The organism is Streptomyces sp. NPDC003300 (assembly GCF_040610915.1).
In the GTDB taxonomy this organism is placed as follows: Bacteria; Actinomycetota; Actinomycetes; order Streptomycetales; family Streptomycetaceae; genus Actinacidiphila.
In genome coordinates this window covers 505,216-528,140 of the sequence record NZ_JBEXNE010000002.1, presented here as the reverse complement: position 1 = coordinate 528,140, position 22,925 = coordinate 505,216, and the positions used below count along the sequence as shown (strand labels likewise).

Here is a 22,925-nt window from a genome sequence, read left to right as displayed (position 1 = left end):
CCCGCGCACACCGCTGACATCACCGATGTCACCACCACCCACACCACCACCCCTACCCCGACCATCGGCACGCAGCGCCGTACCGGCCTGCTCGTCACGCTCGTTCTCGGCGGCCTCACCGCGGTGCCGCCGTTGTCGATGGACATGTATCTGCCCGCGCTGCCCCAGGTCACCGACGCCCTGCACAGCACCGCGGCGACGGCGCAGCTCACCCTCACCGCCTGCCTCGCGGGCATGGCGCTCGGCCAGCTCGTGGTCGGGCCGCTCAGCGACCGCTGGGGACGCCGCCGTCCCCTGCTGACCGGCATGGTCATCTACATCCTCGCCACCGCCGTCTGCGCCTTCGCGCCCTCGGCGGGCCTGCTGATCACCTTCCGGCTGATCCAGGGCCTGGCGGGCGCGGCGGGCATCGTCATCGCCCGCGCGGTCGTCCGCGACCTCTACGACGGCGTGGAGATGGCCCGTTTCTTCTCCACCCTGATGCTGATCTCCGGCGTCGCCCCGATCGTCGCCCCGGTGATCGGCGGCCAGATTTTGCGGATCACCGACTGGCGCGGCGTCTTCGCCGTCCTCACCGTGATCGGCGTCCTGCTCACCCTGGTGGTGTGGCGCTGGCTGCACGAGACGCTGCCGCCCGAGCGCCGGCACTCCGGCGGGCTGCTGGGCACCTTCGGCGCGGTCAAGCGGCTGCTCGGCGACCGGATCTTCACCGGGTACGTGCTCTCGGGCAGCTTCGCCTTCGCGGCGCTGTTCACCTACGTGTCCGCGTCCGCCTTCGTCATCCAGGACATCTACGGCGCCTCGCCGCAGACCTTCAGCCTGCTGTTCGGGCTGAACTCCATCGGCATCGTCGGCGTGGGCCAGCTCAACGGCAAGGTGCTGGTCGGCCGGGTCGCGATGGAGAAGATCCTCACGATCGGGCTCGCGCTGATCACCACCGCCTCGGTGGCCCTGGTGCTGCTGACCACCGGCGTCTTCGGCCGGGCGGGACTGCCCGCCGTCTCCGCCGCGCTCTTCGTGCTGATGGCGTCGATGGGCCTGACCCTGCCCACCGCGAACACGCTGGCGCTGCTGCGCGTCAAGCGGGACGTGGGCTCGGCGTCCGCGCTGGTGGGCACCTCGTCCTTCCTGATCGGCGCCCTCGCGTCGCCGCTGGCCGGAGTGGCCGGTGACGGCACCGCGGTGCCGATGGCCCTCGTGCAGTTGACCTGCGCACTCGTGGCCGTCGCCTGTTTCGTCGGGCTGTGCGTGCGCGGGCGTCGTACCGTGGAGGGACCCTAGGCGGCACGCGGGCCATCAGGCGGCTCGCGGCGCGGACCATCAGGAGGCCCGCGGGCCATCAGGAGGATGCGATGTCCGATACCGCGGACGAGAGCCCCGGAAAGAGCGTGGGCGCGCGTACCGACCGGCTCGCCGAGCCGGGCGACGACGAGCGCACATGGGCGTTCAAGAGCGCCGACAGCTCCCTGCGCACGGGCGCGGAGGGGGCGGCCGACGGCTCGGTGAGCCCGGAGGACCTGGTACTGCTCTCCGGCCGTGAGCCCACGCCGGAACGGATCGAGAAGGCCCGCAGAGCACTGGAGGAACATGGCGCCGCCGCTGTCGAGAGGTACCTGCCCTGAGGCGGGTCTCGACGCCGCAGAGCTGAGCCGTATCGTCCCCGCGCTGGCCGCGTACACGCGCCCGGCGCCCGCGCACCCCTGGTGCGCGGGCGCCGTCGTGCTGGCCGGCCGGGGCAGGACCGTCGCGTTGCACGAGGCGGTCGGCTGGGCGGTGCGCTACGGCGCGTACGACGAGAGCGCGGACGTCGGCGTGGAGCTGCCGCCGGGGCAGTGGGTGCCGATGCGCGAGGACACCGTCTTCGACCTGGCCTCGCTCACCAAGCTCTTCACGGCCACCGTCGCGGCCACCCACCTCGACCAGGACCGGGAGGTCGCCGCGTACGTGCCGGAGTTCGGCGCGGCGGGCAAGGGCGCGATCACCGTACGGCAGCTCCTCGACCACACCTCGGGCCTGCGCCCCGAACTGCCCTTCTACGACCGGCCGACGGCGCAGGGCCGGGCGCGGATGCTGTGGGACGAGGAGCCGGTGCACCCGCCGGGCACCCTGCGGGTCTACTCCGACCTGAACCTCATCGCGGTCCAGTACGCGCTGGAGGCCGCCACGGGCCGCCCGCTCGCGGTGCTGATCAGCGAGGAGGTCACCGGCCCCCTCGGCATGCTCGACACCGGCTTCAACCCGCCGTCCGCCGCGCTGTCGCGGATCGCGGCCACCGAGGACCAGCGGCGGCCGTGGGGCAGGCTCGACCGCGGCATGGTGCGCGGGAGCGTGCACGACGAGAACGCGTACGCGATGGGCGGGGTCAGCGGGCACGCCGGGCTGTTCTCGACGGCCTGGGACCTGGCGCTGTTCTGCCGGGCGCTGCTCGACCGGGGCGGGCCCTGGGGCGGCTTCGAGACCGACCAGGCGTGGTTCATGGGCGAGTTGGCCGGGCGCGGCGCGTACGGGCACACCGGTTTCACCGGCACGAGCCTCGTGGTCGACCCGGAGAGCGACAGCTTTCTCGTGCTGCTCGCCAACTCCGTCCACCCGACCAGGACCTGGCGCGACGGCAGCGCGCCACGCGCCGCCGCCGCGACCGGACTGGCCAGGGCGATCCTCAAGGCCGGAACCGCGGGGCCCGTGTAGCGGCCCCGTTCGACGCGGGGCGCCCGTGCGGCCGTTGAACATGAGACGCCCGTGCGGCCGTTCAATGCGGGGCGCCCGTGCGGCCGTTCAACGGACGACGCCCGTGCGGCCGTTCAGCGGAAGATGCCGGTGTGGCCGAGCGAGTAGCGGCCCGGCTGCGGGTAGACGGCCAGGCCGTGCGGTCCCGAGCCGACCGGGATCTTCGCCAGGGTGCGCCCGTCGGCGGTGTCGATCGCGTACACCTCGCCGTCGTACCGCCCGGACAGCCACAGCACCTTGCCGTCCGCGGACACCCCGCCCATGTCGGGGCTGCCGCCGCCCTCGATGTGCCACTTGCGGACCAGCTTGCCGGTGGCGAAGTCGAGCAGCGAGATCGAGCCCTCGCCGCGGTTGGAGATGTACATCACCTTCGAGTCGCGCGAGACGTACAGGCCGTGCGCGCCCTTGCCGGTGCGCAGCAGCGTCGGCTTGGAGAAGGTGTCGCCGTTCATCACCCACACGCCGTCGGCCATCATGTCGGCGATGTACCAGGTCTTGCCGTCCGGCGAGATCTTCACGTCCTGCGGCATCGCGCCCTCGAACGGCAGCCGCTGCTGGCCGACGACCTTCATCTCCGCCGTGTCGACCTTCAGCAGTTCGCCGGAGAACTCGCAGGACACGATGAAGTACCGGCCGTCGGGCGAGAAGTCCGCGTGGTTCACGCCGTAACAGCTCACCGGCACGGTCTTCTTGACCGCCATCGTGTGCGCGTCACGGAAGACCAGCTCGCGGTCGAGCGACGCCATCACCACCGCGTACTTGCCGTCCGGCGTGAAGTACAGGTTGTACGGGTCGTGCACGTCGACCGTCGGACCCGCCTTGCCGGTGGCCGGGTCGAGCGGGGTGAGGGTGTTGCCGACGTCGTTGTTGACCCACAGCGTCTTCAGGTCCCACGACGGCACCACGTGCTGCGGCTGCTCGCCGACCGGGATCGTCTCGATGACCTTGTACGTCTTCGGGTCGATGACCGAGACCGTGTTGGAGTCGGTGTTCGGCACGTAGACCCGCGAAGGGAAGTTCCGCACCACGGGGGACAGCGCGTTCGGCCGGTCGGCGGCGTAGACGTCCTTCGGGTCGAGCGGCGGCGGCATGCCCGGCAGGCCCTGCCCGGCGGCCGGGACGCGCGGCGCGGACTGCGGTGTCGCCCCGGCGGCGGCTTTGGCGGCCTTGGCGGAGGCGGTCGCGTGCGGGTGCCCGCCGGTGGCCGTCGTACCGCAGCCCGCGGTGAGCACACCGCCCGCGAGTACGGCGACGGTGGCGGCGCCCGCCACGAGGAGCGTGCGGGCGGAGACCGCGGGCGGCCGGGAGTGGCCGGGGGCCGGGTGCGGGGAACGGAACGGGATGCGGCGCATCAGGTCAGCAGCTCCGAGGTCGTGACCGCGCGGAGGCCCCGGCGGTGCAGGTCGTCGAGGATCCCGGGCAGCGCGGCGACCGTGCCGGAGTGCCCGAAGTGCAGGGAGACCACCGAGCCCGCGCGGGCCTGGGCGGCCACCGCGGCGCGCACCCGGTCGGCCCCCGGGTCGGTGTAGTCGAGCGGGTCGACGTCGTACGACAGCACGTGCGGGTAGCCCGCCTCGCGGGCGAGTCTCACCACCAGCGGGGTCGCCATCCGCGCCTGGGACGGGCGGAACCAGCGGCCCCGCGAGCCCGTGAGCTCGGTCAGCCGCCGGGCGCAGCCCTCGATCTCCGCGGTGGCCGCGGCGGCGTCCATCGCGCCGATGTCGCCGTGCGTCTGGGTGTGGTTGCCCAGTTCGTGACCGCCGTCCAGAATCCGGCGGGCGAGCCGCGGATACGTGTCGAGCCAGGCGCCGACCGCCAGCACGGTCACCCGCGCCCCGGCCTTCTCCGCCTCGGCCAGCAGCGCGGTGGCCAGCGCCGGTTCGCCCTGGCCGTGGAAGGTGAGGGCGAGCCGCTCGCGGTCGCGCGGGCCGTGCTCGATCTGGTCGGGCAGGCCGGGCGGCAGCGGCGGCGCGGACGTGGCGGGCTCCCCCGCGGGCGCGTGCGGCGGGGACGAGGGCGCGCCGGTGGGGGCGGGGGACGTGGGCGAGGACGACGTGCCGGGCGCGGGGGCGGGTGCGGCGCCGGACGGACGGCCGTCGGAGCACCCGGCCAGCAGCGCCCCGGACGCGGTCACTTGCAGCAGATTTCGGCGGGAGATGGACATCGGGCATCACCTTATGACGTAACGCCACTTTCGGCCCATGTCGCCGGGCCCGCGTCGCGCGGAGTCGCACGGATGAGTCAGTCCGCTGGGCCGCCTGCCATCATGGGCCGACGAAGGCACCGCGCCGCGGTGACCGGGGGGTGGACCGCGGGTGACCGCGAAGAGGTGCGTGGGGGGCTGCGTGGCCGGGACAACGGCGGGGACGGGTGCCGGGACGGACGACGGCACGGATGCCCGTGCGGGCGACGGCGCCGACACGGGCGCCGGTAGCGGCGTGGGCATGGACGCGGGCAGCGCCGCGAGTGCCGGGACCGCGCCGGGGACATACGGCGGTGCGGGCGAAGGTCCGGCCGCCGCGACGGACGACGGTGCGGGGGGCCCGGTGGTGGCGCGCGGCACGCGTACCGCGCCTGTCCGCGACGCCGGATTCCTGACCGCCGTCCGGCGGCTGCGCGCCGCGCAGAAGACCGCCAAGGGCGTGTCGCTCTACTCCCGTTACGTGAACCGGCCGGTCGGCCGGGTGCTCGCCGCGGGGGCGTACCGGATCGGACTGACGCCCAATCAGGTGACCCTGGTCAGCGCCGTGTTCAGCGGCGTGGCCGTCGCCGCGCTCGCGCTCGGCCGCCCCTCGTGGCCGCTGGCCCTCGCCGTGTGGGCGGGCCTGGTGGTCGGCTTCGCCTTCGACTCCGCCGACGGACAGCTCGCCCGGCTGCTCGGCGCGGGCAGCCCGGCGGGGGAGTGGCTCGACCACGTCGTCGACTGCGCGAAGATCACCGCCGTGCACGCGGCCGTGCTGATCACCTTCTACCGGCACTTCGACCTGCCGGGCGACGGCTGGCTGCTGCTGCCGCTGGGCTTCCAGCTCGCCGCCGTCCTGATCTTCTTCGGCGGCCTGCTCACCGACAAGCTCAAGCCGAAGGAGCCGAAGAGCCAGGGGGCGGCCCCCGCGCCGTCACCCCCGCCCTCACGGCTGCGCGCGGTCGCCCTGCTGCCCGTCGACTACGGCGTCTTCTGCCTGGTCTTCCTGCTGCTCGGCAGCCAGAGCGCCTTCAGGACCGGATACCTGGTCCTCTTCGCCGTGCACGCGCTCTTCCTCGCGGCCTTCCTCACCAAGTGGTTCAGAGAGCTTCGGAGGGTCTGACCGAGGGCTGCGCCGGCTCGGTCAGCACGTCGAGCGCCTTGCGGAGCTGGGTGCTCGACGTGTGCACGGTGTACGGGAAGTAGACGATCTCCACGCCCACCGTCGCGAAGTCCCGCTCCAGACGGCGCCCCTTGTCCGTACCGCGCCAGTCGTCGCCCTTGAACAGCACGTCGAAGCGGACCTGCTGCCAGGTCTCCAGCTTGTCCGGCACCGTCTCGACGAAGGCCGCGTCCACGAAGCGCACACTGCGGACGATCTCCAGCCGCTCCACCAGCGGCACCACAGGACTGCGGCCCTTGGCGAGCTGCGCCATCTCGTCCGAGACGACGCCCGCGACCAGGTAGTCGCACTGGCTGCGGGCGTGCCGCAGGATGTTGAGATGCCCCACGTGGAAGAGGTCGTAGACCCCAGGCGCGTAACCGACCCGATGTGACATAAAACGACCCCCCGGTCGTACGGTGAGCTGTGCGACGCTCCCCAGCGTCGCGGAGTCTCAGACGATAGCCGTGCCGTGTTGCGGTCAAGCGGCGATTAGCGAAAGTACAACCGATGGTAAGCGGGCGTGTGCTCTCCTGGTGAACAGCTAGGGTGGGCACTTGTTCGTCATTGGCGGTCTCTGGGGGGTCTGGGGACGCCGGGGGAAGGGAACACTCCGTGGCTGAGTCCGGCGCGCGCCGCCGTCTGCTGCTGGTCTCCACGAATTACGCGCCTGAGCACGCCGGGATCGGTCCGTACGCGACACAGATCGCCGAGCACTGGGCGGCGAACGGCGACGAGGTGCACGTCCTGGCCGGTATGCCGCACTACCCGGCCTGGCGGCTCGACCCGGAGTACGCCCGGGTGTGGCGCACCGAGGAGCGGCGCGCCGGGGTCAGCGTGCACCGCCGCAAGCACCTCGTGCCGCCGCGCCAGAGCGCCGTCACCCGCGCCCTGTTCGAGGCCACCGTGCTCGGCCACGGCCTGCTCGCGCCGCCCGCGATGAACCGCCCCGACGCGGTGATCGCCCAGATGCCCAGCCTCGGCGGGGGCCTGGTCGGCGCCCGGATCGCCCGGCGGCACGGCGTCCCGTACATCCCCGTCGTGCAGGACCTGATGGGCGCGGCGGCGGCGCAGAGCGGCATACGCGGCGGCAGCAGGGCGGCCTCCGCGGCCGGCGCGGTCGAGGCGTACGCGCTCAAGCGCGCCACGCTGGTCGGCGTCATCCACGAGAGCTTCGTCGCCAAGGTCGCCGCGATGGGCGTGCCCGAGGAGCGAATACGGCTGGTGCCCAACTGGTCGCACGTCAAGCGCCCGAGCAGGCCGCGCGAGGAGATGCGCGCCAGGCTGGGCTGGCGTCCGGGCCAGACGGTGCTGCTGCACTCCGGGAACATGGGCCTCAAACAGGGCCTCGAAGTGCTCGTCGAGGCCGCGCGCCTCGACCCGGCGCTGCGCGTGGTGCTGATGGGCGACGGCAACCAGCGCGAGCACCTGCGCTCGCTGGCTGGCGGCCTGCCCAACCTGGAATTCGCGCCCCCCGCCGATGACGACGACTTCCCCGACATGCTGGCCGCCGCCGACGCGCTCGCGGTCACCCAGCGCGCCTCCGTGCTCGACATGAGCATCCCCTCCAAGCTCACCTCCTACTTCGCCGCCGGGCGGCCGGTCGTCGCCTCCGTCGCGGCCGAGGGCGGCACCGCCCAGGAAGTGGAACGCTCGGAGGCGGGAATCGTCGTCCCGCCGGAGGATCCGCGTGCACTGCTGGACGTAGTACGCGCTCTGGCCGATGATCCTGGTAGGGCCGACGCGCTGGGGGCGCGCGGGCCCGAGTACGTGGACGCGCATCTCAGCCGCGAGGCGGGTCTCGCGCGGATCGACGCACTGCTCGCGGAGGCGCTGGGGGCGCCCCGCGAGACGCCTCCTGAGGACGGGGAGGCCCGGGAGCCCGGGACGGCCGGGGGAACCGGGGAGATCGAGGGGGCAGTGGGCAAGTGAGCGACACGACGCGCGCCACCGAGGCGCAGGACGAACCGGATCTGCTCCGCGACCAGTTCCGCCAGCTCATCCGCTACCGGGCGCTGATCGTGGCCGGTGTGCTGGTCGGCCTCCTCGGCGGCGCCTGGCTCGCGCTGACCGGTGCCGACTCCTACGCGGCCACCAGCGAGGTACGGATCAGGGCCGCCACCGTCGACCCGTTCGCCACCGGCGCCTCCGCCGACAAGGGCATCGACATCGGCTCCGAGCGGCAGACCGCGGTCAGCAGCACCGTCTCCGACGCGGCGGCGAAGATCGTCAAGGCGCCGGCCGACGCCATGGAGCACTGCCTCCAAGTCACCAACCCGCCCAACACCCTCGTCCTGCGCTTCACGTGCAGCACCGGGAACGCGGCCAAGTCCGCGCTGTGGGTCAACGCCTTCACCAAGGCGTATCTGGAGAACCGGCAGGCGCAGACCAAATCCACCATCAACACGATGGTCAACGGCTACAAGGCCCAGCTCGACCCGCTCAACAAGCAGCGCGACGACCTGCTCAAGCAGATCGACAACACCGTCAACGCCCAGGTGATCAGCGCCCTGACCACCCAGCAGACCAACCTGCTCTCGCGCATCCTCGAACTCAACGGCAACATCAGCGGCCTGCGCGCCCTGGACACCACGCCCGGCTCGATCATCAGGCCCGGTGTGGCGCCCAAGGCCCCCGCGGGTCCCGGACTGCCGATGATGCTCGGCCTCGGCGGCGGCGTCGGTATCGCGCTCGGCCTGCTGGGCGCCTGGGTCAGGCTGGTCTTCGACCCGACCGTCCGCTCCGAGGGCGAGGTCACGCGCACGCTCGGCGCCCCGGTGCTCGGCACGCTGCCGCGCGGCCGCCGCCGGCGCGGCAGCGGCCCCGCGTCGCTGCTCGCCGAGGGGCAGAGCGGCGGACGGCTCGCCGAGGAGTACCGCGCGGTCGGCTTCCGGCTCGCCCACGACAAGCGCTTCGCCGACCGGCGGCGGCTGCTGGTCGTCGCGCCGCGCGGCAGCAGCGACACCGCGGCGGGCGTCGCGGTCAACCTGTCCGCGTCCTTCGCCGAGATGGGCATGGAGGTGCTGCTGGTCGAGGCCGACCTGCGCACCCCGTCGCTGTCGGCCCGGCTGCGCACCGCCGACGGCGGCGCGCGCCCCGGCTGGGCCCGCTCGCCGGGCCTCGGCGAGGGCGGCTGGCCCGCCGGGCTGCAAGTCTCCATCGACGCGGGCGAGTCCGGCTCCTTCGACCTCGTGCCCGGCCGCCGGGTGCGCAATGTGGCCCGCGCGCTCACCTCGGCCCCGGCCACCAGGCTCTTCTCCGAGGCCGACACCCCCGGCGCCGCCGTGGTCGTACTGGCCCCCGCGGTCCTCGCCTACGCCGACGCGCTGGCGCTCGCCGACCGGGTCGACGGCGTGGTCGTGGTCTGCGACCCGCGCGAGGTGCACCGCGCCGACCTCGTCCGCGTCCGCGAGCTGGTCAACGCGGCGGGCGGCGCCGTGCTCGGCGTGGTCCTGCACTCGGCCGCGGAGACCGGCGGCGGGCGCCGCTTCCGCCTCGGCCGCCGCAGGGCCGCCACCGGCCGCACCGGGAGCGGCGGTTCCGGCGGTGGCGGCGGGATACCGCAGCAGCCCCGGCACCACGACGGGGAGCCGTCCGCCCAGGCCCACAGCCCGGCCGCTCCGGAACGACACCCGGTCCCTTGACGGGCCCCGACCCGCGGCGCCCCGTCACCCACCCGGTCACGACGGCGGCCGTGGGCCCCGGGGCCGAGTTCGCGTACGGCGGCCCGCCCGATCCCCCGGGCGGCTCAGCGCCGTCCGCCCCGACCGACGCGTCGGCGGACGGCGAGGACGAGTCCGGCGACCCGGCCGGGTCCGGCACGTCCAAGGGCGGGCCCGGCACCAAGGCCGCCATCATCAGCTCGGTGGCCGACCAGGGCGTCGCCGCCTTCACCAACATCATCGTGCTCGTCGTGGCCGCCCGGCTGTCCAGCGCCGCCGGATTCTCCGTGTTCTCCATGGTCTACATGGTGTTCACGGTGCTGCTGGGCGTCGGCGTCTCCTACGTGGGACAGGCGCTGGTGCTGGAGCGCGGCGCCGCGCAGGTGCGGGCGGCCTGCCGCAGCGCGGCCACCTTCACCGCCGTGGCGTCCACCGTGATCGGCTTCTCGATGGCCGCGGGGCTCGCCTTCGTGCCCGGCGGCACCGCGCGCGGCCTCGCGGTCCTCGGCCTGGTGCTGCCGATCGTGCTCACCCAGGACGGCATGCGGTACTGCTTCTCCGCCCTGCGGCTGCCGCACTACGCGCTCGCCGCCGACACCGTACGACTGGCCGTCGCCGTACCGGCGCTGGCCATGCAGCCGCACGGCGCGGGCGCGGTCCGGCTCGTCGCCGTCTGGGGCGTGTCCGCCGTGCCCGCGCTGCTCGTGGGCGCCGCCCTGCTGTGGCCGAAGGTCAAGGGCGCGCCCGTGGACCTGCGCAAATTCGTCCGCCGCGGGCACCTCGGGCAGCGCTTCGTCATCGAGTTCGGCGTCGGCAACGCCACCAGTCAGCTCGCGGTCGTCGGCCTCGGCCTGTTCGCCGCGCCGCTGGCCGTCGGCGCCCTGCGCGGCGCCACCACGCTCTTCGGCCCGATGAACGTGCTCTTCAACTCCGCGACCGCCTTCGGGCCGCCGCTGCTCAACCGGGTCCGCGGCTCCGACGACAAGGTGCGCGCGACCGCCGTCCTCGCCACCGTCCTCGCCTGGATCGCGGTGTCCTGGACGGTCGTGCTGATGCTGCTGCCCGCCCATGTGGGCCGCCAACTGCTCGGTGACACCTGGGCGTCGTCGTCCGCGCTGCTGGCCGCCTCCGGCAGCCAGTACGCGTGCATCGCGCTGGGCACCAGCGCCCTGCTGACGCTGCGCGTGCTGCGGCCCCGCGCCACGCTGCCGATCCAGGTGGTCTTCTCGCTCGCGTCCGTGGTCTTCATGCTCGCCGGCTACCAGTGGGACGGCGTGATGGGCGCCGCCTGGGGCCTGGCCCTGGGCTCCGCGCTCAAGGCGGTGGCGCTGTGGCTGCGGATCGTCGCCGTCAAGCGCGCGCCCGCCGCCGCCACCGACCCTCAGGCGCCGGACGCCTCCGCCGAGGGCGTCACCGCAGGATCTTCCGCCGGTCCGCGCTGAAGGTCGTCACCAGCAGCAGGCACACCGCCGCGATGCCGATCCGGCCCGACGCCTGGAGCAGCGGGCCGCGCAGCAGGATGAAGGAGTAGCCGCACACCAGCGGGATCACCACGGCCATCACCGTGCCGGGGCGGCCGTCCTCCAGCGTGCGCTGGGCGTATCTGCGGTCGCCGCGGGCGCAGAAGTAGCCCAGCAGCAGGAAGCCGCCGGTCATGCCGACCGGGCCGAAGTCCAGCCACAGCTCCGCCCACAGCGGCGACGACAGGTTGGTGTTGGTCATGCCCATCCACTGGCCGACCTGCACACCGGAGTCCAGCGGCTTGCCGTGCCAGATCGAACGCGGCACGAAGAAGAAGACGTCCGCCGCGAGCTGCCGCCCGTGGGAGTGGCCCTCGCCGGACTGCACGAAGGTGATGGTGTTCGCGAACATCCCGATCTGGTCGTAGTCCTTGAGCGTCAGCGGCTCCAGCGCCGACGTCGTCTCCACCGGGTGGTAGCCGCCCGAGTCGTACCGGAAGCGGTCGAGGAACGGGAAGAGCAGCAGCGCCGCCACCACGCCCGTCACCAGGGCCGTGCGGTACATCACCGGGCTCTTGGGGAAGGCCGTGAACAGCAGCGAGAACACGACGGTCAGGAACCAGTACCGCGGGTTGGAGATCGGGTTGTTCACGATCACGTTGATCAGCACCAGGCCGGTGAGCGCGGCGATGGCCAGCGGCCTGCGGCGGGCGATCCGGGACGTGATCATCCAGCGGATCAGGAAGAGCATGGCCAGCAGCGCCGGTACGGTGCCGAAGCCGCGGATGAAGGCCGAGCCGACATGGCTGTCGCCGCCGCTGCCCGCGAGACCGCTGGCCTGCACCGATTCGCTGATGCCCTGACGGCTGGAGAAGAACACGGTCGGGCCGCCGAGCTTCATGATGCACAGCGCGCTGCCGAGGTACGCGACCACGATCAGCAGCCACAGGCGGCGCCGCGACACGGACGCCTGCGGGCGGGCCTTGCGGATACGGGCCGCCGGGCGGTGCCGGGCCAGCAGCGCGCCGACGTCGAAGGCCACGCAGCCGATCAGGACGAGCGTGATCGCCGTCGTCGTGTCGGAGCGCGGGCCCACCACCGGCGTCGGGACCTGCCCGATGACCGCCTGCGCCAGCGGGGCCACGCCCATCGCCACGTACACGAACAGCCAGAACGCGCCCTGGATCAGCCGCCGTCGCCGGGTCAGCACCATCGCCGCCAACCGGCCGCCGCCGTACACCGTCAGCGTCAACTGGAGCCAGTACGCGGTGTCCCGCACGCCCGTGCCGGGCTGGGCCGCCACGTACGCGGGCAGGAACCCCACCAACGCGATGACCAGCGGCACCGCCAGCGCCCGCGACAGCGCCGCACGCGGCACCGACGTCGTGGCCTGCGCCTCGTCCGGGCCGGGCCGCTCCAGCGGCCCGCCCGCACCGGCCTGGTCCTGTGCCACGTCCAGGGCCATGGCCCACCCCCTTCATGCTCCCCGCGCCGAGTCTATGGCCTCCGGCCGGGAGGATCAGGGCGTCCGGGGCCGGAAGTGCCCCGATGAGGGTTCGGTGTCGATATTGTGAACCCGAGGCGCGGGGGCGCCGAAAATCAGGGGTGGGGAGTCATATGAAGGTGCTGCATGTCGTCACGCTGCATACGCCGACGAACGACTTCGGCGGCCCGACACGGGTGGCGCTGAATCTGTCCAAGGGCCTGCGGGCCCGGGGTGTCGACGCCCGGATCGCGACGCTGGGCGACGGCTTCACGGGCCCGCTGCCGACGGAGCTGGAGGGCGTGCCGTCGTTCGTGCACCAGGCGCGCCACGTGCTGCCGTTCGAGGTGAGCGGCATCACGTCGCCGGGGCTGCTGGCGAAGGCGCGCCGGATGGTGAAGTCGGCGGACGTGGTCCATGTGCACCTGATGCGGGACCTGATCACGCTGCCGTTCGCGCTGGTCGCGCTGGAGGCCGGGGTGCCGCTGGTGATCCAGACGCACGGCATGATCGACCCGACGGAGAAGCTCTTCGCGAAGGCCGTCGACGTCCTGGGCATGAAGCGGGTGCTGCGCAAGGCGGACGCGATCTTGCACCTGACGCGGATGGAGCGCGACGGTGTGCAGGCGGTGGTGCCCGACACTCCGCTGACCACCTTCCACCGGCTGGTCAACGGCGTGACGTTGCAGGACCGCAGGCCCGCGCGGGCCGACCGCCCGCCGACCGTGCTCTATCTGGCGCGGGTGCAGAAGCGCAAGCGCCCCGAGGACTTCGTGTCGGCGATGCCCGTGGTGCTGGCCAAGTACCCGGACGCGCGCTTCGTGCTGGCGGGCCCCGACACCGGCGATCTGACCGGCCCCATGCGGGAGCTGGCGGCGAAGCTGGGCGTGGCGGACTCGCTGGAGTGCGTCGGCGCGCTCGGCCACGAGCAGGTGCTGGAGCAGCTCAGGAAGTCCGATGTGTACGTGCTGCCGTCGGTGGTCGAGCCGTTCGCCGTCTCGATCCTGGAGGCGATGTCGGTCGGCCTGCCCGTGGTGGTGACCCGGACCGGCGGCCTGTCGCCCGACGTCGAGGCGGCGGGCGCGGGGCGGATCACCGACAGCGACCCCGACGCGGACAACGGCCCGCTGGTCGGCCAGGCGATCCTGGAACTGCTCGACCCGGCCGCCAACGAGGAGGCGTCGGACGCCGCCTGGCGGCTCATCCGCGACCGCTTCTCCATCGGCGCCGTCGTCGACACGCTCATGGAGGTGTACGGGGGCGTCACCCGCGCCGGGTGACGCCCCCGCGTGCGCTTCCGGACCCCGGGTCCCGGAGCGCGGTCCGCGGGCCGGCCCCGGGAGGACCGGGGCCGGCCTCGGGCGGCGCGATCAGCGACCGCGGGTCACGGCCGACCGCGGGTCACGGCCGACCGCGGGTCACGGCCGACCGCGGGTCAGGGCTTGCGCCCCTCCCGCGTCTTGAGGCCGATCTGCCAGCGGTAGAAGCTCATGGCGAGCGCGTAGTCGAAGCCCGCCCGGCCGTCGAGGAAGCCGCGCTTGTAGACGTAGGCGTAGGTGAAGGACACCAGCGGCTTGAACGGCGCCTTGTGGAAGAGCTGGCCCTGGCGGGTCTTGACCTGCCGGATCTCCTCCTTCACCCGGGGGTTCAGCTCCAGCCACGCCTCCCAGTCGGAGTAGCGGTTGTGCCGCTCGAACCAGGTGCGCACCGGGTCGAGATCCTCGTGCTCGATCGGTGAGCGCAGCCGGGCGGCCGACGGCGCGACCGGCTGATAGTGGCCCTCCTGCTCGCCCATGCCGGGCGCTTCGAGGTCGCCGACCTCGGGAAAGTGGCAGCGCGTGCGGTCCAGCAGCGCGCGCTTGACGATGGTGTAGCCGTGCCGCAGCCGCCGCCCCGCGAACCAGTAGCCCAGCGGGATGTCGAAGGCGGCCACCGACGGCGGCCCGGCCGCGAAGGCGGCCTTCAGCTCGGCCAGCAGCTCGGGGCTCGGCGTCTCGTCGCCGTCGAGGAAGAGCAGCCAGGGGATCTCGGTGCGCACATGGTCCAGACACCACTGCTTCTTTTTGGGGTACTTGCCGTCCCACGCGTACTCGACGATCTCCGCGCCGAGGCCCTCGGCGATCTTGCAGGTGTCGTCGGTGCTGGCCGAGTCGACCACCACCACGGCCTCGACGTGGTCGATGACCGACGACACCGTACGGGCGATGTTCTCCGCCTCGTTCTTGGTCGGTATCGCCACCACGATCGGGAGCTTGCTCATGCGGTCCCTCCGTTCATCTCGGTCTCGTCCTGCGGCTCACGGCGCATCGCTCACCCCGTGCCCGCGAGCCACGCGTAGCAGCCGCTGGAGGTGACGCCGCGCGCGGCGGCGGGGACTGTCATCCGGGCGCCGCTGCCGGCCGACAGGGTGCCGTTCGAGCTGGTCACCCGCCAGGTGCAGTGCGTCGACGGGTGCGGTGCGCGGTAGGTGCCGGGCGCGACCGACGTGCCGGGGACGGCCTTCGCCGCCACCGTGAACGTCCCGTCGGCGAAGCCCCGCGCGGCGGCGTCGATCACCGGCTGCTGGTCGGGGCAGAGGCTGCGGACGGCCGCCGCCGCGCCGGACCCGCTGATGTCGCCGGTGACGATCGCCCCGGCCGCCGCGTCCTTGTCGATCTTCGCGGTACGGGTCAGCCGGTCGCAGATCTCCTGGCCGCCCTCGAGGACGGCCACCGGGTCGGTGCCCTTGGGCACCCGCCCCGACAGATACGACTTCTGGGGCTTGCTGAAGGTCCCGCCGCCGGGCGGGGTGAGCTGCGCGTCCGGCACCTTCGGGGCGTCGGCCGCGGACCCCGGCGCCTCGGTGCTGTCGTCCGAACCGGCACCGGCGTCGGGGCTCGTGGTCGCGGACGGTCCCGAAGTGCCGCCCGTGGCCGTCGCGGAGACGCCGGGCGACGCCTTCGCGTCGGTCCTCGCCGTGTCGTGACCGCCTCCGCCACCCCCGGCGCCGCAGGCGCCGAGCAGCACCGCCGCCGCCGTCACGAGGACGGCGGCGGCAGTGGCGGAGCGGTGTTTCCGGGTCACCCGGCGGTCCCGAGCGCGTACTGGTTCGCGATCTGGGCCGGGCTGAGGACCGTCGGGAAGACGGCCGCCTCGTCGATCGAGCCCGCGAAGAACTGGCTCTTCGGCTGGGAAGGCCAGCCGTTCAGGTTGTCGCCGCCGACCCGCCAGAAACCGTCGTAGTTCTGGCTGGTGGTGACGGTGGCGTCACTGCCCTTGAGGACGCCGTCCACGTACAGCCGCATCCCGTTCGCCCCCTGCGTGGCGACGACCTGGTGCCAGTTGCCGTCGTTGTAGCCGCCGGTGGGCGTGGAGACGATGCGAGTGCTGCCGGTGTAGGCGCCGAAGATGAGCTGACCGCTGTCGGTCATGTAGACGTGCTTGTCGTAGTTGCCGCTGGTCTCGGTCGCCAGGTTCCCGAAGCCGATCAGCTTGCCGCCGGAGGTCGTGGTGGTCTTGAACCACGTCTCGACGCTGTACGCGGACGGTGTGGGGTGCGAGCGGTCGCTGTACGTCCACTGGGTGGAGCCGTTGAAGGTGTACGCCTTCGAGCCGGGCACCGCGCCCGGCGAGACGGCGTGCACCGGGCCGCCGACGCTGATCCCGCTGTCGTCGGCCGCGGAGGCGTCCGCGTTGTACGAACCGGCGGCGGCGTCGTAGCGCCAGTACAGATTCGCGCCGTCGGCGAGGACCTGCGTGGCGTACGGCTCGGCCGTGGCCGGGACGGTGGCCGCCGCGTTCGGCGACTGGGCGCTGGTGTTGACGCCGTCACTGGCCGACACCCGGTAGGTGTACTTCACGCCGGGCGTGACATTGGTGTCGGTGAACGTGATCTGCGGGCGGATCCAGGGCTTGGAGTCGCCGCTGACCGTGTAGACGGGGGTGGCCGCGCCGTTGCGGTACACGTTGTAGATCAGCGTGCCGTCGTCGTTGTCGGTGCTCGACTGCCAGGTCACCTTCACCGCACTGGGGTCGATGCTGCTCACCGCGGTCTGCGGCAGCGTCGGGGCGCCGGTGTCGGGGCCGTCGGCGAAGCGGGTCAGGCCCTGCTGCGCGCCGCCGTTGACGGTGGTGAACTCGCCGCCGACCCACATGTAGTCGTGGCCGCCGGACGACGAGATCGCCATCACGCGCGGGCCGATCTTCTCGCCGATCCCGTCGTTGGTGTCGGGGTACCACGACAGCAGGTGCGGGTCGGTGACCGACTCGGCGACCAGGTGCTTGCGCGTCGAGTTGGGGAATTCGCCCATGCTGGAGCAGTCGTGGGCGTGCGAGCCGCTGTAGAGCACGGTGCCGTGGACCACCAGGCTCTGCGTGGCGCCCAGGCAGGTGTCCCGCCAGATCTGGTTGAAGTCGGTGAGGCTGAGCGCCACCCGGCCGTCGAACACGCCGCCGCCGGTGCCCTCGTTGGCGGTGTAGAAGGCGTTGCTCGCCGGGTCCACGATGATCGACTTCGTCACCGAGGTCGCGTCGAGGAACCCGGGCGGGTACGCCTTCGTCAGCGCGCCGGTCGTGGTGTCGACCACGGCGAGCGAGTGCGAGTAGGTGCCGCCGACGTAGTTGAAGTCACCGCCGATGATGGCGTTCTGGCCGTCCGGGGTGATCGCCAGCGCCCGGCCCGGCAGGTCGGCGTTGGGCGACCACGGCAGCAGGGCGCCCGCGGTGTTCACCGCGGCGAACTTGCCACGGGACTGGCCGCCGACCGACGTGAAGTCGCCGCCGAAGTACACGGCGTCCGAGGTCGCGGCGATGGTGCGCACCGTGCCCGAGGCCGCCGGGTGGAAGGTCGTGCTGACCGCGCAGGTGGCCAGGTTGATCGCGGCCAGGCTGCTCACCCCGACGCCGTTGACCGCGCCGAAGAAGCCGCCCGCGTAGAGCGTCTGGCCGTCGGGCGAGACGGCCAGCGCGCGCACGGTGGCGTTGTTGGAGCCCACCGTGAAGTTGAGCTGGCAGCCGGTGGGCGCGCCGGTCGCGGCGTCGAAGGCCGCGAAGTTCGCGACGGACGTCTCGTTGGTCCCGGCCGCGGACCCGGCGGGCCGGATCGCGGAGAAGGTGCCCCCTGTGTAGACCACGCCGTTCGCCTGGGCCATGGCCCACACGATCCCGTTGGTCTGGTACGTGCTGAGATTGTCGGCGGTGATGCCGACCGGTGGTTGGAGCGCGGTCGCCGATGGCGACGACATCACTCCCAGCGTCGCGGCTGCCAGCAATATGGCAGCCGAGAACACCGGCAATTTACGCATGAGTTGCCCCCCAGGCCCCTGATGTGTTGCAACGGCCGATACGGCCGTCGTGATGCACGGCAGAGTAGGGGGTTCCGCTTAGCCCGGTCTGCCTTTTTGACGAATAAAGTGACATCACATCATCTGTCGATGCGAATCGTGGCCCCCGACAACTGGTCCGCCACCTGTCGGATGTCCGCGTCGACCATGATCCGGGCCAGCTCCGCCACCCTGACCTGCGCCTTCCAGTCCAGCAGGTCCCGTGCCTTGCTCGCGTCGCCGATGAGCGCGTCGACCTCGCTGGGCCGCTCGTATTTCGGGTCGTACCGGACATGCTCGGCCCAGTCCAGACCCGCGTGCTCGAAGGCCACCTCGAGGAACTGCCGTACGGTCGCGGCCTCGCCGGTCGCCACCACGTAGTCCTCCGGCTCGTCGCGCTGGAGCATCCGCCACATCGCGTCCACGTACTCCGGCGCGTAGCCCCAGTCGCGCACCGCGTCCAGATTGCCCAGGTAGAGCCGGTCCTGGAGGCCGGCCTGGATCCGCGCGATGGCGCGGGTGATCTTGCGCGTGACGAAGGTCTCACCGCGCCGCGGGGACTCGTGGTTGAACAGGATGCCGTTGACGGCGTACATCCCGTACGCCTCGCGATAGTTCACCGTCGCCCAGTAGGCGAAGACCTTCGCGCAGCCGTACGGGCTGCGCGGGTGGAACGGGGTGCGCTCGTTCTGCGGCGGCGGGGCGGCGCCGAACATCTCCGAGGACGACGCCTGGTAGATCCGCGCCTCGATGCCGCTCGCCCGCAGTGCCTCCAGCAGCCGCAGCGCGGACAGGCCGGTGACGTCCCCGGTGTACAGCGGCGCGTCGAAGGAGACCCGCACATGGGACTGCGCGCCCAGGTTGTAGATCTCGTCCGGCCGCAGGTCACGCAGCAGGCTCACCAGCGCGATGCCGTCGGTGAGATCCGCGTGATGCAGCACGAAGGAGCGGTTCTTCTCCTGGGGGTCCTGGTAGATGTGGTCGATCCGTTCGGTGTTGAACGTCGACGAGCGGCGCACGAGTCCGTGCACGGTGTAGCCCTTGGACAGCAGCAGCTCCGCGAGATACGAGCCGTCCTGGCCGGTGACGCCGGTGATGAGCGCGGTCTTGCCCATGTGAGTCCCCCCAACTGGTCGGGTTGTGCTGTATTTCGTACGTAAAGATGGGTTGGCACCCGATCGGGTGAAGTGTGCTGGCAGAATGCCGTTCCATGACAGACCTACTGCCGGACGCGGCCCGGATCTTCGTCGCGGGCCACCGCGGCCTCGTCGGCTCCGCCGTGGCCCGCCGCCTCACCGCCGACGGCCACCAGGTGCTCACCCGGGGCCGCGCGGAACTGGACCTGCGGGACGCGGCGGCGACCGCCGCGTATCTGCGCGACATCCGGCCCGACGCGGTGGTGCTCGCGGCGGCCAAGGTCGGGGGGATCATGGCCAACTCGACCTACCCCGTGCAGTTCCTTGAGGACAACCTCCGGATCCAGCTCAGCGTCGTCGCCGGGGCCCACGAGGCGGGCGTCGCCCGCCTGCTCTTCCTCGGCTCCTCGTGCATCTACCCCAAGCTGGCCCCGCAGCCGATCCACGAGGACGCGCTGCTCACCGGCCCCCTGGAGCCGACCAACGAGGCGTACGCGCTCGCCAAGATCGCCGGCATCGTCCAGGTGCAGTCCTACCGCAAGCAGTACGGCGCCTCGTACATCTCCGCGATGCCCACCAACCTCTACGGCCCCGGCGACAACTTCGACCTCGCCACCTCGCACGTGCTGCCCGCCCTCATCCGCCGCTTCCACGAGGCCGAGCGGGACGGCGCGGCCGAACTGACCCTGTGGGGCAGCGGCACACCGCGGCGCGAATTCCTGCACGTGGACGACCTCGCGGCGGCCTGCGCGCTGCTGCTGCGGGTCTACGACGGCGCCGAGCCGGTCAACGTCGGCTGCGGCGAGGACCTGACCATCCGCGAACTGGCCGAGACCGTCAGGGACGTCGTCGGCTACCGCGGCACGATCGGCTGGGACACCACAAAACCCGACGGCACGCCACGCAAGCTGCTCGACGTGTCCCGTCTTCAGGCGCTCGGCTGGCGGCCGGAGATCGCGCTGCGGGACGGGATCGCCGCGGTGTACGCGGACTGGCGGGCGACCGCCGGGTCTGTGGCCGGAACAGTGACTCACTAGTACGCCCCGCGTCCGTCGACCACGGCCCGCAGGGTGCGGGCCATCACATCCGCGTCGCCCGAGAGCGACCAGTTGTCGACGTACCGCAGATCGATCGCGAGGGTCTCGTCCCAGGACAGCTCCGACCTGCCGCTGACCTGCCACAGACCCGTGATGCCCGGCTTGACCGCGAGGCGCCTGACCTCCACCTCGTTGTACCGCGCCACCTCGTCGGGCAGCGGCGGACGCGGGCCGACCATCGACATCTCGCCGCGCAGCACGTTCACGAGCTGCGGCAGCTCGTCCAGCGACAGCCGCCGCAGCAGCCGCCCGACGCGGGTGACCCGGGGGTCACGGCGCATCTTGAACATCAGGCCGTCGTTCTCGTTCGACCCGTGCAGATCGGGCTTGCGCTGCTCCGCGTCGACCACCATCGTGCGGAATTTCCACATGGTGAACGGCACACAGCCCTGCCCGTACCGGATCTGCCGGTGGAAGGCCGGGCCCTGCGAGGTCAGCCGGACCGCCGCCGCCACCAGGCCGAAGACCGGGGAGAGCAGCAGGAGTCCGAGCCCCGCGCCGACCCGGTCGAGGGCCGACTTGAGCACCGGCTGGACGCCGCGCCTGGACGGCGGGGCGATGTGAAGCATGGCCAGGCCCGCGGGCGCGTCCAACTGCACCCGGCGCACGGCCACATCGATCAGCCCCGGCAGCACCGCGAGCGGCAGGCCCGCGTCGTGCAGGGACCAGGACAGCCTGCGCAGCCGTTCCGCGGACAGCCGCGGTCCCGGCGCCACCAGGACCAGCTCCGCCCCGTGGTCGCGGGCGGCGCCGAGCACGATGCCCGCGTCCTCGGCGAGACCGGACGGCGCGACCGCGCCGAGCCGTGCGGTGACCGGGGCCCCGCACTCCAGCTTGGCGTTGCCCACCGGGACCACCCCGACCACCACATACGCGTGTTCGGTACGGGCCGCGAGGTGGCCCACCACATGGTCGGCGGAGCTCGGCTCGCCGATGACCAGCACCCTGCGCACGGCGTGGGCCTCGCGCCGGGCGGCGATCAGATGGTGGTGGGTGAGCATCCGGCAAGCCGTCGTCAGCACGGGACCGGCGGTCAGCCCGGCCAGCGCGTACGACGGTTCCGCCACCTGATCGAAGGCGGTCCTGAGCACGGCGAGCACCCCGAGCAGCATCAGCCAGTCCCGGAGCACCGCCCCGGCGCCGCGGTGCTCGCCGAGGACGTCCGCCGCGTAACGCCGCCTGACCGCCTGGACACCGACCCAGGCGAGCGCCGCCACGGCGGCGCAGACCAGCGGGTGCGGCTGGCCGGTGGCATGGAAGATCGCCGCGACCGGGAACGCGATCCCGAGCACGTCGACGGTGAGCGCGAGCGGCAGATACCACCGCGCCTTGTCACTGAACCTGCCGTGCCCGCCGTAAGGGCCGGGCACAGCGAGGGCACCGGTGGAACCCGATGCCCTCCTGCCGAACGCGTGCGCGGCTTTCGCGCGCACGGGTCTCGTATCGGCACTCATGGGTATGACCGGTAGAACCCGGTTTGCTTCGACACGCCGCATGGACCCCCCTGGCACATCGCGACCGACGAGGCGCTCTACCACTTCCCCAAGGGGTAGTGCGCCTGGATAAGAGCGAACGCTAGGCCAACACGAGGGCTTTCCGCTGCGGTTTACGCAGATTCGAGCCGTTGTTATGACCGAGTTAACACAAGTATGGATATCGAATGGCCACAGAGTGTAAGGAGGCCGTTACGGGTGTGCACGACCCTTACCCTTGGGACTTGTGTCCACTGTGCACCTACCCGACGACCTGCGTACAGCCCTGTCGGCGCGACTGAGCGCCACGGCCCCCACCAGGGCTTCCGCCGAGGTGGAACGCCTCATCGAAACATATCGTGGCAAGTCGCCGACGTCAGCGCCCATTCTGCGGGACGCGGCGTCGGTGGCGGCTTACGCGGCCTACCGTATGCCCGCCACGTACGCGGCCGTCAGGGCCGCGCTCGAGGCATTCCGTTTGCAGGCCGGGCAGTGGTCGCCCGCGACCCATCTCGACCTCGGCGGCGGGACCGGCGCGGCGACGTGGGCGGTGGCCGACGCGTTCCCGGGCGATCCCTCGGCGAGCGCGCACACCTCCACCGTCCTCGACTGGTCGCAGTCCGCCCTCGACCTGGGAGGTGAACTGGCGCGCACCGCCGAGTCGCCCGCCCTGCGCGCCGCGCGCTGGACCCGGTCGCCGCTCGGCGGCGGACCCGCGCTGCCCGCCGCCGACCTGGTCACCGTCTCGTACGTGATCGGGGAGTTGACCGCCGCCGACCGCACCGCGCTGATCGACGCGGCCGCGGTGGCCGCCACCGGGGCGGTGCTCGTCGTCGAGCCCGGCACCCCCGAGGGGTACGCGCGCACGATCGCCGCCCGCGACCGGCTGCTCGCCGCCGGGCTCACCGTCCTCGCGCCCTGCCCGCACGACGCGGCCTGCCCGGTCACCGGCGACGACTGGTGCCACTTCGCCGCCCGCGTCCAGCGCAGCTCGCTGCACCGGCAGGTCAAGGGCGGCTCACTGCCCTACGAGGACGAGAAGTTCAGCTACGTGGCCGCCGCGCGGTTCCCCGCGGCCCCCGCCCCCGGCCGCGTCGTGCGCCACCCGCAGATCCGCAAGGGCCTGGTCCTGCTCGACCTGTGCACCGCCGACCGCGGCCTGGTCCGCGACACCGTCAGCAAACGGCACGGCGACACCTACCGCGCGGCCCGCGACGCCTCCTGGGGCGACCCCTGGAGCTAGC

At 72.4% G+C, this 22,925-nt stretch carries 18 protein-coding genes and 1 pseudogene; 10 read left to right on the top strand and 9 right to left on the bottom strand.

Annotated elements, in window-relative coordinates; translation table 11 throughout:
* Nucleotides 1-18 precede the first annotated feature (18 nt).
* From ABZX65_RS04790 to ABZX65_RS04780, 3 genes and pseudogenes are all read left to right on the top strand, one after another.
* Nucleotides 19-1,281 carry a multidrug effflux MFS transporter gene (locus tag ABZX65_RS04790; protein WP_355334753.1) on the top strand — a complete coding sequence of 421 codons (1,263 nt, stop codon included), beginning with the start codon at nt 19-21 and terminating at the stop codon, nt 1,279-1,281.
* A gap of 71 nt (nt 1,282-1,352) precedes the next feature.
* Entirely contained in the window at nt 1,353-1,622 is a 270-nt protein-coding gene (locus ABZX65_RS04785; RefSeq protein ID WP_355334759.1) for a hypothetical protein, read from the top strand.
* A pseudogene (locus ABZX65_RS04780) lies at nt 1,588-2,658 on the top strand (serine hydrolase domain-containing protein); the annotation flags it as partial. The gene ABZX65_RS04785 and the pseudogene ABZX65_RS04780, both read left to right, overlap by 35 nt.
* A 143-nt stretch (nt 2,659-2,801) precedes the next feature.
* On the opposite strand, the gene ABZX65_RS04775 reads toward ABZX65_RS04780, so the two are convergent.
* Complete coding sequence (locus ABZX65_RS04775) at nt 2,802-4,079, bottom strand: beta-propeller fold lactonase family protein (RefSeq protein ID WP_355334581.1); 1,278 nt, start codon at nt 4,077-4,079, stop codon at nt 2,802-2,804.
* Entirely contained in the window at nt 4,079-4,891 is an 813-nt protein-coding gene (locus ABZX65_RS04770) for a polysaccharide deacetylase family protein (RefSeq protein ID WP_355334578.1), read from the bottom strand. The genes ABZX65_RS04775 and ABZX65_RS04770 overlap by 1 nt, the downstream gene beginning before the upstream one ends.
* 448 nt (nt 4,892-5,339) lie before the next feature.
* Here ABZX65_RS04770 and ABZX65_RS04765 point away from each other — a divergent pair, with 448 nt between their 5' ends.
* Nucleotides 5,340-6,032 (top strand): CDP-alcohol phosphatidyltransferase family protein, encoded by a 693-nt coding sequence (locus tag ABZX65_RS04765; protein ID WP_355334750.1) that lies wholly within the window; start codon nt 5,340-5,342, stop codon nt 6,030-6,032.
* On the opposite strand, the gene ABZX65_RS04760 is transcribed toward ABZX65_RS04765, so the two are convergent.
* A complete protein-coding gene (locus tag ABZX65_RS04760; RefSeq protein WP_355334575.1) occupies nt 6,010-6,468 on the bottom strand; it encodes an adenylyltransferase/cytidyltransferase family protein in 459 nt (152 codons plus the stop codon). The genes ABZX65_RS04765 and ABZX65_RS04760 overlap by 23 nt on opposite strands.
* Before the next feature lie 218 nt (nt 6,469-6,686).
* Here ABZX65_RS04760 and ABZX65_RS04755 point away from each other — a divergent pair, with 218 nt between their 5' ends.
* From ABZX65_RS04755 to ABZX65_RS04745, 3 genes are all read left to right on the top strand, one after another.
* Nucleotides 6,687-8,003, top strand: coding sequence for a glycosyltransferase (locus ABZX65_RS04755; protein WP_355334572.1), 1,317 nt, complete (start codon nt 6,687-6,689; stop codon nt 8,001-8,003).
* Nucleotides 8,000-9,715, top strand: a complete 1,716-nt coding sequence (locus ABZX65_RS04750) for a lipopolysaccharide biosynthesis protein (RefSeq protein ID WP_355334569.1) — start codon at nt 8,000-8,002, stop codon at nt 9,713-9,715. The genes ABZX65_RS04755 and ABZX65_RS04750 overlap by 4 nt, the downstream gene beginning before the upstream one ends.
* 209 nt (nt 9,716-9,924) lie before the next feature.
* A complete protein-coding gene (locus tag ABZX65_RS04745) occupies nt 9,925-11,175 on the top strand; it encodes a hypothetical protein (protein WP_355334747.1) in 1,251 nt (416 codons plus the stop codon).
* Here the strand turns inward: ABZX65_RS04745 and ABZX65_RS04740 are convergent.
* Nucleotides 11,144-12,658 (bottom strand): O-antigen polymerase, encoded by a 1,515-nt coding sequence (locus ABZX65_RS04740; protein WP_355334566.1) that lies wholly within the window; start codon nt 12,656-12,658, stop codon nt 11,144-11,146. The two genes, ABZX65_RS04745 and ABZX65_RS04740, sit on opposite strands and share 32 nt — an antisense overlap.
* A gap of 152 nt (nt 12,659-12,810) precedes the next feature.
* Between ABZX65_RS04740 and ABZX65_RS04735 the strand changes: the two genes are divergently transcribed.
* Nucleotides 12,811-13,956, top strand: coding sequence for a glycosyltransferase (locus tag ABZX65_RS04735; protein ID WP_355334563.1), 1,146 nt, complete (start codon nt 12,811-12,813; stop codon nt 13,954-13,956).
* 155 nt (nt 13,957-14,111) lie between these two features.
* Here the strand turns inward: ABZX65_RS04735 and ABZX65_RS04730 are convergent, their stop codons facing one another.
* The 4 genes from ABZX65_RS04730 to gmd form a co-directional block, all read right to left on the bottom strand.
* Entirely contained in the window at nt 14,112-14,936 is an 825-nt protein-coding gene (locus ABZX65_RS04730) for a glycosyltransferase family 2 protein (protein WP_355334560.1), read from the bottom strand.
* 50 nt (nt 14,937-14,986) lie between these two features.
* Nucleotides 14,987-15,739 (bottom strand): hypothetical protein, encoded by a 753-nt coding sequence (locus ABZX65_RS04725; protein ID WP_355334557.1) that lies wholly within the window; start codon nt 15,737-15,739, stop codon nt 14,987-14,989.
* Entirely contained in the window at nt 15,736-17,898 is a 2,163-nt protein-coding gene (locus ABZX65_RS04720) for a LamG-like jellyroll fold domain-containing protein (protein ID WP_355334554.1), read from the bottom strand. Before ABZX65_RS04720 ends, ABZX65_RS04725 begins: the two co-directional genes overlap by 4 nt.
* A 179-nt stretch (nt 17,899-18,077) precedes the next feature.
* A complete protein-coding gene (gene gmd, locus ABZX65_RS04715; RefSeq protein WP_188285703.1) occupies nt 18,078-19,091 on the bottom strand; it encodes a GDP-mannose 4,6-dehydratase in 1,014 nt (337 codons plus the stop codon).
* 95 nt (nt 19,092-19,186) lie between these two features.
* Between gmd and ABZX65_RS04710 the strand changes: the two genes are divergently transcribed.
* Nucleotides 19,187-20,149 carry a GDP-L-fucose synthase gene (locus ABZX65_RS04710; RefSeq protein ID WP_355334550.1) on the top strand — a complete coding sequence of 321 codons (963 nt, stop codon included), beginning with the start codon at nt 19,187-19,189 and terminating at the stop codon, nt 20,147-20,149.
* Here ABZX65_RS04710 and ABZX65_RS04705 read toward each other — a convergent pair.
* Nucleotides 20,146-21,579, bottom strand: coding sequence for a sugar transferase (locus ABZX65_RS04705; protein WP_355334547.1), 1,434 nt, complete (start codon nt 21,577-21,579; stop codon nt 20,146-20,148). The genes ABZX65_RS04710 and ABZX65_RS04705 overlap by 4 nt on opposite strands.
* A gap of 358 nt (nt 21,580-21,937) precedes the next feature.
* On the opposite strand from ABZX65_RS04705, the gene ABZX65_RS04700 reads away from it, so the two are divergent.
* Nucleotides 21,938-22,924 (top strand): small ribosomal subunit Rsm22 family protein, encoded by a 987-nt coding sequence (locus tag ABZX65_RS04700; protein ID WP_355334745.1) that lies wholly within the window; start codon nt 21,938-21,940, stop codon nt 22,922-22,924.
* Nucleotide 22,925 lies beyond the last annotated feature (1 nt).

Bases quoted from the DNA above. Each gene is read 5' to 3' on its own strand.
- ABZX65_RS04785 (WP_355334759.1), top strand. From the start codon at position 1,353: ATGTCCGATACCGCGGACGAGAGCCCCGGAAAGAGCGTGGGCGCGCGT.
- ABZX65_RS04775 (WP_355334581.1), bottom strand. From the start codon at position 4,079: ATGCGCCGCATCCCGTTCCGTTCCCCGCACCCGGCCCCCGGCCACTCC.
- ABZX65_RS04770 (WP_355334578.1), bottom strand. From the start codon at position 4,891: ATGTCCATCTCCCGCCGAAATCTGCTGCAAGTGACCGCGTCCGGGGCG.
- ABZX65_RS04760 (WP_355334575.1), bottom strand. From the start codon at position 6,468: ATGTCACATCGGGTCGGTTACGCGCCTGGGGTCTACGACCTCTTCCAC.
- ABZX65_RS04740 (WP_355334566.1), bottom strand. From the start codon at position 12,658: ATGGCCCTGGACGTGGCACAGGACCAGGCCGGTGCGGGCGGGCCGCTG.
- ABZX65_RS04735 (WP_355334563.1), top strand. From the start codon at position 12,811: ATGAAGGTGCTGCATGTCGTCACGCTGCATACGCCGACGAACGACTTC.
- ABZX65_RS04730 (WP_355334560.1), bottom strand. From the start codon at position 14,936: ATGAGCAAGCTCCCGATCGTGGTGGCGATACCGACCAAGAACGAGGCG.
- ABZX65_RS04720 (WP_355334554.1), bottom strand. From the start codon at position 17,898: ATGTCGTCGCCATCGGCGACCGCGCTCCAACCACCGGTCGGCATCACC.
- gmd (WP_188285703.1), bottom strand. From the start codon at position 19,091: ATGGGCAAGACCGCGCTCATCACCGGCGTCACCGGCCAGGACGGCTCG.
- ABZX65_RS04710 (WP_355334550.1), top strand. From the start codon at position 19,187: ATGACAGACCTACTGCCGGACGCGGCCCGGATCTTCGTCGCGGGCCAC.